Raw genomic sequence first — 8,768 nt, forward strand, 5'->3', positions numbered from 1 at the left:
AAACGTTGGAATGCTGTACGGATAACCTTTAAACATTCCAACTTTTAAACTTTTCAACCTAATTAGTGCTATTCCGCTCTTTTCAAACCAAACTTTTCTATTTTACTATATAAATGGCTTCTTTGAATATCAATTTCATCAGCTGTTTTTGATACATTCCAGTTGTTTTTTTCCAATTTGAACTTGATGAATTCTCTTTCTGCATAATCTTTATAATCCTGGAAATTATTGAACGAATCGAAAGAAGAAGCTAGGCCGTTACCTCCTGCAGCCGCAATCTGCGTACTGGTTGCAGCACCAATGTTTGTACCACCCCCCGGATTAGCAAAGGCACGGACATCATTTTCGGTAATAACCTTGTCGCTCAAAATAATCAGGCGTTCAATCATATTGTGCAGCTCGCGTACGTTACCTGTCCATGGTAAAGCTTGCAAGGCCAGCATACCGCCTTCATTTATTTTTTTAACAGGCATTCCATAATCGCTGCAAATGCTTTCTAAAAAGCTCTGGGCAATAACGGGGATATCATCCGTACGTTCAGTTAAATGCGGCACATGGATATTGATTACATTTAAGCGGTGATACAAGTCCATACGGAAGTTACCATCCTCAATTTCTTTCAGTAAATCTTTATTGGTTGCAGCTAAAACACGAACGTTTACATCAATTTCTTTTTCGCCACCCACACGTGTAATTTTATGCTCCTGTAAGGCACGTAAAACCTTTGCCTGGGCAGAGAGGCTCATATCGCCAATTTCATCTAAGAATAACGTTCCACCGTTGGCCAGTTCAAATTTACCGATGCGTTGCTTAACCGCAGAAGTAAAAGAACCTTTTTCATGTCCAAACAGCTCACTTTCTATCAGTTCTGATGGGATAGCCGCACAGTTTACCTCAATTAAAGGGCTATCGGCACGATTCGATTTTTCGTGCAGCCAACGGGCTACCAACTCTTTACCACTACCGTTAGCACCGGTAATCAATACGCGGGCTTCGGTTGGCGCAACACGCTCAATGGTCTCCTTAATTTTAGAAATACTTTCCGATTCACCTAAAATTTCCCGGGTTTTACTGGCTTTACGTTTTAGGACCTTGGTTTCGGTAACCAAATTTCCACGGTCTAAACCGTTTCGTACGGTAATTAATAAGCGATTTAAATCAGGTGGTTTCGAAATAAAATCGAAAGCGCCTTTTTTGCTGGCTTCAATGGCAGTTTCAACTGTACCGTGACCGGATATCATAATAAAAGGCAGGTCTGGTTTAATGATCTGTGCCTGCTCCAGCACTTCCATACCATCCATCTTATTCATTTTGATATCGCAAAGAACCAAATCGAAATTTCCTTTTTTGATCATTTCGAGGCCGTCGATACCATTATCTATATCTTCAACATCGTAATTTTCATACTCCAGAATTTCACGTAAGGTACTCCTTATTGCCCGCTCATCGTCAATTATTAATAATTTAGCCATTAGAGATGTATTCTTTAATTTTTAAAATGCGAATATATTGTTTTTTAATTAATGTATAGTTTTTTATACAATAATAGGCTATAAAACCTAAATTGAGCTGAAAAGTTTTAATCTCATCAGAAATAATCTTCTAAATATTTATTCCGGTCGGTAATGCATATTTCCTGAACATTAATTCACTTTCTAAAAACGACTTTTCATTCAGCAAACACAAGGATAATTGTTAGTTAAAATAGTATTTATACATCCTTTTGCATATTGGTTAATTTTATTACTTTTGCGGCGCTTTTGGTTCCCGGTCTTACACCCGGGATTAAAAGGGAATACAGTGTAAATCTGTAACTGTCCCGCAGCTGTAAGCTCCTTAACGGATTTTCAATCAATTTGCCACTGTCCCGATATGTAGGGATGGGAAGGCCGGAAAACCGGGAGTAAGTCAGAAGACCTGCCTTGAGCGATTAATTTCATAGCTTTCGGGGATTGAAGCTAGGATTGAGATATCAACGTTGTTCGTATTTTCATTTCCTTTTCTGATCTGTTGGCTGTGGGCAAAACTCACAATCAAATGAACAAAAAATGTATGCTAACTGTAGCCGGGCTAGGGCTCGCGCAGTTAATGATCGGCCAGGTGGCCAATGCGCAAACTCAAGATAGTTTGCAGCTCAAAGATGTTGTCATTTCTGCAACAAAAAACGACCAGAAACAATCACAGACCGGAAAAGTGGTCACCATTATCAGTCGGGAAGTGTTGGAACGCAGTAATGGTAAATCATTGCCGGAACTGATTAGCGAACAGGCCGGAATTATTGTGGCGGGAGCAAGCAGCAACCCAGGATTAAACAAATCGATTTTTTTTAGGGGTGCAGGAAGTGCTTATTCAATAGTTTTAATTGATGGTATCGTGCAGAACGATCCTTCAGGAAATGGAGGTGCTTTCGATTTAAGGTTGATTTCTATTGATCAGATCGATCACATTGAAATTTTAAGAGGCGGTCAGTCTACCATTTATGGTTCTGATGCTGTTGCAGGGGTAATCAATATCATTACCAAAAAAGGTGGCCCAAAAGGAAATACCATTTATGGTGTAGCCAGTACAGGTAGTTATGAAACCTATAAAGGAACCATTGGGTTAAACGGTGGCGTGGAAGGCTTTTCTTACAATATTAACTATACCCATCATAAAACGGATGGAATTTCTGAAGCAGCTAATCCAAATGGAAATACATCCGTATTTGATAAAGATGGTTTTAAAACCGACGCCTTGAATGCAAACTTCGGAATCAAATTGGATAATCATTTTTCTATAAATCCATTTGTACGTTACTATTATGGCAATTACCAGTTCGATGGTGGTGCCTTTACGGATGCGAACAATTATTCTATTCTGAAAAACTTTGCAACAGGTACCAATGCTAAATATGAGTTTGCTACCGGTAAAGTAACGTTAAACTACAGCTTTGAAAGCACCAGGAATGATGCGCACAGCCAGTATCCAAGCCTAAATGAAGGCAGGGCATCGTTATTGGATTTATTCTACAACCAGAAATTGGGCAGTAAACTGGATTTATTGTTGGGTATAGATAACCGTGTGATGAAATTATCATCAGCCGCGAATAAACCCGAAACCAACATTTTTGCCGCTTATGGATCGTTATTCTTACACGATTTAAGTGTATTTAACCTGGAAGTTGGCGGACGTTATAATAAACACGAACAATATGGCGAAAACTATACTTATTCAGTTACCCCAAGCATCAATATCATCAAGGAAATAAAACTATTCGGAACGGTTTCAACAGCATTTAAAGTACCTACCTTAAACATGCTTTTTGGTCAGTTTGGTGCTAACCTGGCTTTAAAACCAGAAAAATCGCAGAATTATGAAGCTGGAGTTAACCTTAGCTTTGCAGATGATCAGTTCAGCTTGCGCCTGGCAGGTTATAAACGTGATTTAACAGATGCAATCATTTATGCTTACCCTAACGGATATATAAACCAGGTGAGTCAGAAAACAAAAGGCTTTGAGATTGAACCGGCTGCTAAATTCAGTGTGTTTAATATCAACGGTTATTATGCTTATGTAGAAGGTAATGAATTCAACTTTGTGGATAATGCCATTGCCGACTATCTTTTCCGCAGGCCAAAGCATACATTTGGTATCACGGCAGGTGCACAGGCTACCCGTAATTTATATGTGAGCGCTAATTTCCGCTATTTCGGTAAACGTACTGACGGTAATTTTGCGACTTATACTGTTGATAATCTACCTGCTTATCAATTGTTAAATGCCTATGCAGAATATGCATTGGCTAAAAAACGTGTAAAACTGTTTTTCGATGCAAAAAATATCCTGAATAAAAACTACAACGAGATTATTGGTTACAATAGTTTAGGTTTCAACTTTAATACAGGGGTAATTTTTAATATACACTAATAAAATTTACCTTTGCACCTTAAATAATAACCAAAATAAAATGGCTCATTTAAAATTTAATCCCCGCACTTTAATATTGCTGTTGATGATCCTTGCCATAACGGCTTTCCGTTTGCTGGTAACATTCAACTCTGATGAATTACAGTTTGCCAATTTTTCATCAATCGGAGCGGTGGCTTTGTTTGGAGGCGCCTATTTTAAAGATCACCTAAAAGCTTTCGCATTTCCTATACTGAGTTTGTTTTTAAGCGATTTCATTTTGTCAATCACTATTTTTAGTAAATACAGTAACGGTTTTCTTTACGAAGGCTGGTACTGGACATACATTGCATTTGCTTTGATGGTGTTGATAGGCAGAATGCTGCTTAAGAACATAAATGTGGTAAATTTATTGGCTTCAACATTGAGCATTGTGCTAATTCACTGGTTGGTTACCGACTTAGGTGTTTGGATTAACAATCCTGCATATACTCAGGATTTAGCTGGTTACTGGAGCTGCCTGGTAAAAGCTATTCCATTCGAAATCAGATTTTTAGAAGGAACAGTAATTTATGGTGCTATACTTTTCGGGGCTTTTGAGATCTTAAAAGCAAAATATCCGGTATTAAAATTGCAAATGCAAAAGTCATAGTAATTGATTTGGTAGCTCAGCAACCAATCGAAAAATAAACAGAAATCCTCTTTTGATTTAGTTCAGAAGGGGATTTTTTTTATCTTAGATAGCTAATTACATTTTACCTTTTACATCTTACATTAAATGAAAGTTGTTTCCTTTTTACCCGCTGCTACGAAAATGATTTATGATATGGGCCTTCAGGATTACCTGCATGGGGTAACCTTTGAATGCCCGAAAGAGGCGGCCGAACAACCGAAAATCGTAAGGTGTATTTTGGAAGGTAAAAACTATTCCAGTATAGAAATCGACAGGATTTTTTCGGCATCCAAAGCGCAGGGGAAAAGTCTTTATTGGGTAGACGATGCCCTTTTAGAAAGCATAGCACCTGATGTGATTTTTACACAGGACATCTGCGAAGTTTGTAACATCGACACGGTTTGTACCGAAACGGCTGTAATGAAACTGACCAAGCAGCCAACGCTGGTTCCGCTTTCGCCAAATAATCTGCAGGATGTTTTCGAATGTGCGGTTACCATTGCCAGGGCTTTGGGAAAGGAAGAAGTTGCTTTTAGTTATCTGGCAGGTTTACAGCAGAGAACCGATCAGATTCTGGATCGACTACGTGCAAATAAATCACCATTAAAACGGGTGATGCTGATGGAATGGATCGAACCGATCTATAATTGCGGACATTGGATTCCTTTTCAGATTGCTGCAGCTGGTGGTGTTGATATGCTTTCGAACCCTGCGGGAGACTCTATTGTTACGTCATGGGAAAAAATATTAAAATACAATCCTGAGGTTCTGGTAATTGCACCATGTGGTTTCGACCAAAAAAGAAGCCTGGAAGAAATGCCACTCCTTACTTCAAAACCAAATTGGAATAATCTGGGTGCAGTAAAAAACAGCCAGGTTTACATTGCCGATTTTGACATGTTCACTCAGCCAAGTATTGGTACTTTGGTTGAAGGTATTGAGGCGCTAGCTTGTATGTTTCATCCTGAAATTTTTAAGGCTGATAAAAATATTGCAGATAAATTTATCAATTACGCCCGACTTGTTCGATCGCCACAATCTGTTTAATCATTATATGAGGTTAGTCGTGTTAACAGGCGCAGGAATCAGTGCCGAAAGTGGATTAAAAACCTTTAGGGATGCCGACGGTTTATGGGAAGGTTATAATATATATGACGTAGCCACACCCGAGGCCTGGGAAAGGAATCCGGAATTGGTGCAGGAATTTTATAACGAAAGAAGAAAGCAGGTTTTAGCGGCAAAGCCCAACCGTGCGCACCAGTTGCTGGCCGAACTCGAAAACGAATTTGATGTTGAAATCATTACTCAGAATATCGACGATCTGCACGAAAGAGCGGGTTCAACCAAGGTTACTCACCTCCATGGCGTGATTACCCGGTCGCAGTCCGACCTTAAACCTCATTTAACCTATCCCGTTACAGGTTCAGAAATAAAAATGGGCGAATTGTGTGAATTCGGGTCACAACTGAGGCCCCATGTAGTGTGGTTTGGTGAAGTTGTACCGATGATTGAGGTTGCAGCTAAAATTTGCGGGAAGGCTGATTTATTTGTGCTGATCGGTACTTCATTGGCGGTTTATCCTGCAGCCGGACTTATCGATTTCGTACCGCGTCAAGTCAAAAAATATATCATCGATCCCAAAACTCCGGACGTGAAGCGCTATCAAAACGTAATAACCATTGAACAAAATGCAGTGAATGGAATGGAGCAGCTAAAAAGCATTTTAAAAAATGGATAAAAAAATCTGCATTTTTAACTGGAGTGGTGGTAAAGATAGTACGCTGGCATTACATTACGCTCTCCAAGATCCAACGCTCGAAATCCGTTATCTGGTTACCACTGTCACAGCGCAATATAATCGAGTTTCAATGCATGGAGTAAGGGAAAATTTGCTCATTAAGCAGGCTGAAAGTATTGGCATTCCTTTATATCAGATACGTTTGGGTGAAATGCCGGATATGGAAACTTACGACAATACCATGCGTATTCATCTGGACAAATTTAAATCAGAAGGAATTTCATATGCTATTTTCGGAGATATTTTTCTCGAAGATCTGCGTAAATACCGGGAAAGCAGGCTGTCTGAAATTGGCATGAAGGCCATATTTCCACTTTGGTATAAAGATACCAGAGCTTTGATCAGTGAATTTATCAATCTGAACTATAAAACCATCATTGTCTGTACCCGGCATAATCTAAAAGACCTATGTGGGAAAATAATTACTGAAGACTTAATTGATCAGCTCCCGCCAGAAATTGATCCCTGTGGGGAAAACGGCGAGTTCCATACTTTTGCCTTTGAGGGCCCAATCTTTAAAGCAAAAGTTGATTTTTCAGTTGGTGAACAGGTATTCAGGACATACAATTCACCTGCAAAAACTACGTCAGAGGATGATGATTCTTGTGCCAAACCTGCACTTTCAGGCTTCTGGTATGTCGATCTGGTTGACTAATTTTTTGATTTGCAAAACATTTTGGCATCATTTTTTCTTTAGTAGTGATAATTAACTAAATCATATATCACAAATGAAACTCATTTTAGTGAGGTTAGGTAGCTAAACGAGCGTCATGCTAAAATTAAAAATTATGAAAAGGATATTGGTAGTAATCGCATTAAGTTCTGTTATGTTTGCTTGTAATAACAAAGCAAAAGAAGAAGCTGCATTGAAACAGCAGGAAGCAGAAAAACAATTAGCCATTAAAGCCGTAAAAGATAGCTTACGCCTGGACAGCTTTAAAAAAGCTGAAGTGGCCAGGGTAGAAAAAGAGAAAGAAGCCCAACACCAGGCGGAATTGGCAGCTGCAAGAAGATCAAGTACCAGCGCCAGAAGATCATATGCCAGTTCTGGCGGAAGCTCAACCAGTGCTTATGGCGGTACACAGCCAACTGCAAAGAAAAAAGGCTGGAGTGATGCGGCTAAGGGCGCTGTAATTGGAGGTGCTGCTGGTGCAGTTGGTGGTGCTTTAATTGATAAGAAAAAAGGAAGAGGTGCTATTATTGGTGGTTTGGTTGGTGCTGGCGGTGGTTACCTGATCGGTAGAGGTGAAGATAAAAAATCCGGACGAGTACAAAACTAAGAAGGTTTCAATCATATCTGAAGCGTTGCGATTCAAAATCGTAACGCTTTTTTTGTACACCAAAAAATCATTTCTATATTGCAAAAAATAAAATTCGTTATGACAGATCATACTACTGCAGATAAAGGTCAGATTCAGCATTTTGTGATGTTTTGGTTAAAACCACAATTAACCAAAAATGAAATTGCTGATTTTGCTAATTTTTTCGAAAGCTTAAAGCCAATTAAATACATTAAAACATTAAGTTATGGGCTGGCGGCCAATACACCTGTACGTCCGGTTACAGATAACTCTTTTACTTATTCACTTACCATTACCTTTGCGAACATTGCAGATCATAATGCCTACCAGGAGGATAAAATACATTTAGATGCGGTAGAAAAATTTTCTAAAAACTGGTACAGGGTAGTGGTGCATGATACGGTAGTTTCTGTTTAAAACCCATTTTTTATTTCTGTTCCAAACGATAAATCTACTGTTTAACCACAGATGTATACAGGTCACCACAGATTTAGTGATGTACAACCTGGCTATACCGTGAAGTCAGGTTTAGAAAAACAAAAAAATATAATGAGACAAGTACAGATGGATTGTCATTTCGACTGAAACGCATCGAAACGGCTGTCTGTGCATGCAGCAGGCACTGCGGTCGAAAGTACGTCGGTGCTGTAGGATCCCAACTGTCGTCAATCCTGAACTTGTTTCAGGATCTTTAGACTAAAATATTTGTGGTATCAGATGCCGCCATCTGACGCTCAGAAAATTCGAGTTTAACTGTCGGATAGTAAAATCCAACAGCACGGTAATTTCCCCTGGAATCGTCATCCTGAACTCGTTTCAAGATCTTTGGACTGAAGTAACCGATTACCGATCGTGATAGAGGAGAGGCTGGATTAAGGCAATGCTTCGGTTACTTTCATTTCACAATTCGAGATTTTGACGGCAGCGGAAAATTTATCAATTAAATTTCTCCGTTCCATTGCATTCCAATCGATGAACTATACATATATAAAGTCTAATATATTTTTACAAATAAATAAAAAAATGTAACTTGCTTACATGAGCAAGAACGCATTAACAATAAAGAACTACACGTCAGAAGAACTTAGGTCCTTGTTGCGGAAAGACGAAA

At 39.1% G+C, this 8,768-nt stretch carries 8 protein-coding genes and 1 riboswitch; of the genes, 7 read left to right on the forward strand and 1 reads right to left on the reverse strand.

Going from position 1 to position 8,768, the window contains the following annotated elements; all coding sequences use genetic code 11:
* Positions 1 to 68: 68 nt before the first annotated feature.
* Complete coding sequence (locus tag ACFE6N_RS19655; RefSeq protein WP_090987265.1) at positions 69 to 1,472, reverse strand: sigma-54 dependent transcriptional regulator; 1,404 nt, start codon at positions 1,470 to 1,472, stop codon at positions 69 to 71.
* A gap of 272 nt (positions 1,473 to 1,744) precedes the next feature.
* Positions 1,745 to 1,940: riboswitch (cobalamin riboswitch) on the forward strand.
* A 97-nt stretch (positions 1,941 to 2,037) separates the two neighbouring features.
* On the opposite strand from ACFE6N_RS19655, the gene ACFE6N_RS19660 reads away from it, so the two are divergent.
* The 7 genes from ACFE6N_RS19660 (at position 2,038) to ACFE6N_RS19690 (ending at position 8,074) form a co-directional block, all read left to right on the forward strand.
* The gene (locus ACFE6N_RS19660; protein ID WP_378939281.1) at positions 2,038 to 3,906 is read left to right on the forward strand and encodes a TonB-dependent receptor plug domain-containing protein; all 1,869 of its coding nucleotides are present in this window, start codon (positions 2,038 to 2,040) and stop codon (positions 3,904 to 3,906) included.
* 40 nt (positions 3,907 to 3,946) lie between these two features.
* Complete coding sequence (locus tag ACFE6N_RS19665) at positions 3,947 to 4,537, forward strand: DUF6580 family putative transport protein (RefSeq protein ID WP_378939283.1); 591 nt, start codon at positions 3,947 to 3,949, stop codon at positions 4,535 to 4,537.
* Between the two features lie 126 nt (positions 4,538 to 4,663).
* Positions 4,664 to 5,605, forward strand: coding sequence for an ABC transporter substrate-binding protein (locus ACFE6N_RS19670; protein ID WP_378939285.1), 942 nt, complete (start codon positions 4,664 to 4,666; stop codon positions 5,603 to 5,605).
* A gap of 7 nt (positions 5,606 to 5,612) precedes the next feature.
* Complete coding sequence (locus tag ACFE6N_RS19675) at positions 5,613 to 6,296, forward strand: Sir2 family NAD-dependent protein deacetylase (RefSeq protein ID WP_378939287.1); 684 nt, start codon at positions 5,613 to 5,615, stop codon at positions 6,294 to 6,296.
* Positions 6,289 to 7,011, forward strand: a complete 723-nt coding sequence (locus ACFE6N_RS19680) for a diphthine--ammonia ligase (RefSeq protein WP_378939289.1) — start codon at positions 6,289 to 6,291, stop codon at positions 7,009 to 7,011. Before ACFE6N_RS19675 ends, ACFE6N_RS19680 begins: the two co-directional genes overlap by 8 nt.
* A gap of 133 nt (positions 7,012 to 7,144) precedes the next feature.
* Positions 7,145 to 7,636 carry a YMGG-like glycine zipper-containing protein gene (locus tag ACFE6N_RS19685; RefSeq protein ID WP_090987439.1) on the forward strand — a complete coding sequence of 164 codons (492 nt, stop codon included), beginning with the start codon at positions 7,145 to 7,147 and terminating at the stop codon, positions 7,634 to 7,636.
* 99 nt (positions 7,637 to 7,735) lie between these two features.
* Positions 7,736 to 8,074 carry a Dabb family protein gene (locus ACFE6N_RS19690; RefSeq protein WP_145854226.1) on the forward strand — a complete coding sequence of 113 codons (339 nt, stop codon included), beginning with the start codon at positions 7,736 to 7,738 and terminating at the stop codon, positions 8,072 to 8,074.
* Positions 8,075 to 8,768: the final 694 nt, after the last annotated feature.

This window comes from Pedobacter sp. BG31 (assembly GCF_042464845.1).
Taxonomy (GTDB): Bacteria; Bacteroidota; Bacteroidia; order Sphingobacteriales; family Sphingobacteriaceae; genus Pedobacter; species Pedobacter suwonensis.

Excerpts from the sequence above, each read along its gene's own strand:
- ACFE6N_RS19655 (WP_090987265.1), bottom strand. The coding sequence starts at position 1,472 with ATGGCTAAATTATTAATAATTGACGATGAGCGGGCAATAAGGAGTACC.
- ACFE6N_RS19660 (WP_378939281.1), top strand. The coding sequence starts at position 2,038 with ATGAACAAAAAATGTATGCTAACTGTAGCCGGGCTAGGGCTCGCGCAG.
- ACFE6N_RS19665 (WP_378939283.1), top strand. The coding sequence starts at position 3,947 with ATGGCTCATTTAAAATTTAATCCCCGCACTTTAATATTGCTGTTGATG.
- ACFE6N_RS19670 (WP_378939285.1), top strand. The coding sequence starts at position 4,664 with ATGAAAGTTGTTTCCTTTTTACCCGCTGCTACGAAAATGATTTATGAT.
- ACFE6N_RS19675 (WP_378939287.1), top strand. The coding sequence starts at position 5,613 with ATGAGGTTAGTCGTGTTAACAGGCGCAGGAATCAGTGCCGAAAGTGGA.
- ACFE6N_RS19680 (WP_378939289.1), top strand. The coding sequence starts at position 6,289 with ATGGATAAAAAAATCTGCATTTTTAACTGGAGTGGTGGTAAAGATAGT.
- ACFE6N_RS19685 (WP_090987439.1), top strand. The coding sequence starts at position 7,145 with ATGAAAAGGATATTGGTAGTAATCGCATTAAGTTCTGTTATGTTTGCT.
- ACFE6N_RS19690 (WP_145854226.1), top strand. The coding sequence starts at position 7,736 with ATGACAGATCATACTACTGCAGATAAAGGTCAGATTCAGCATTTTGTG.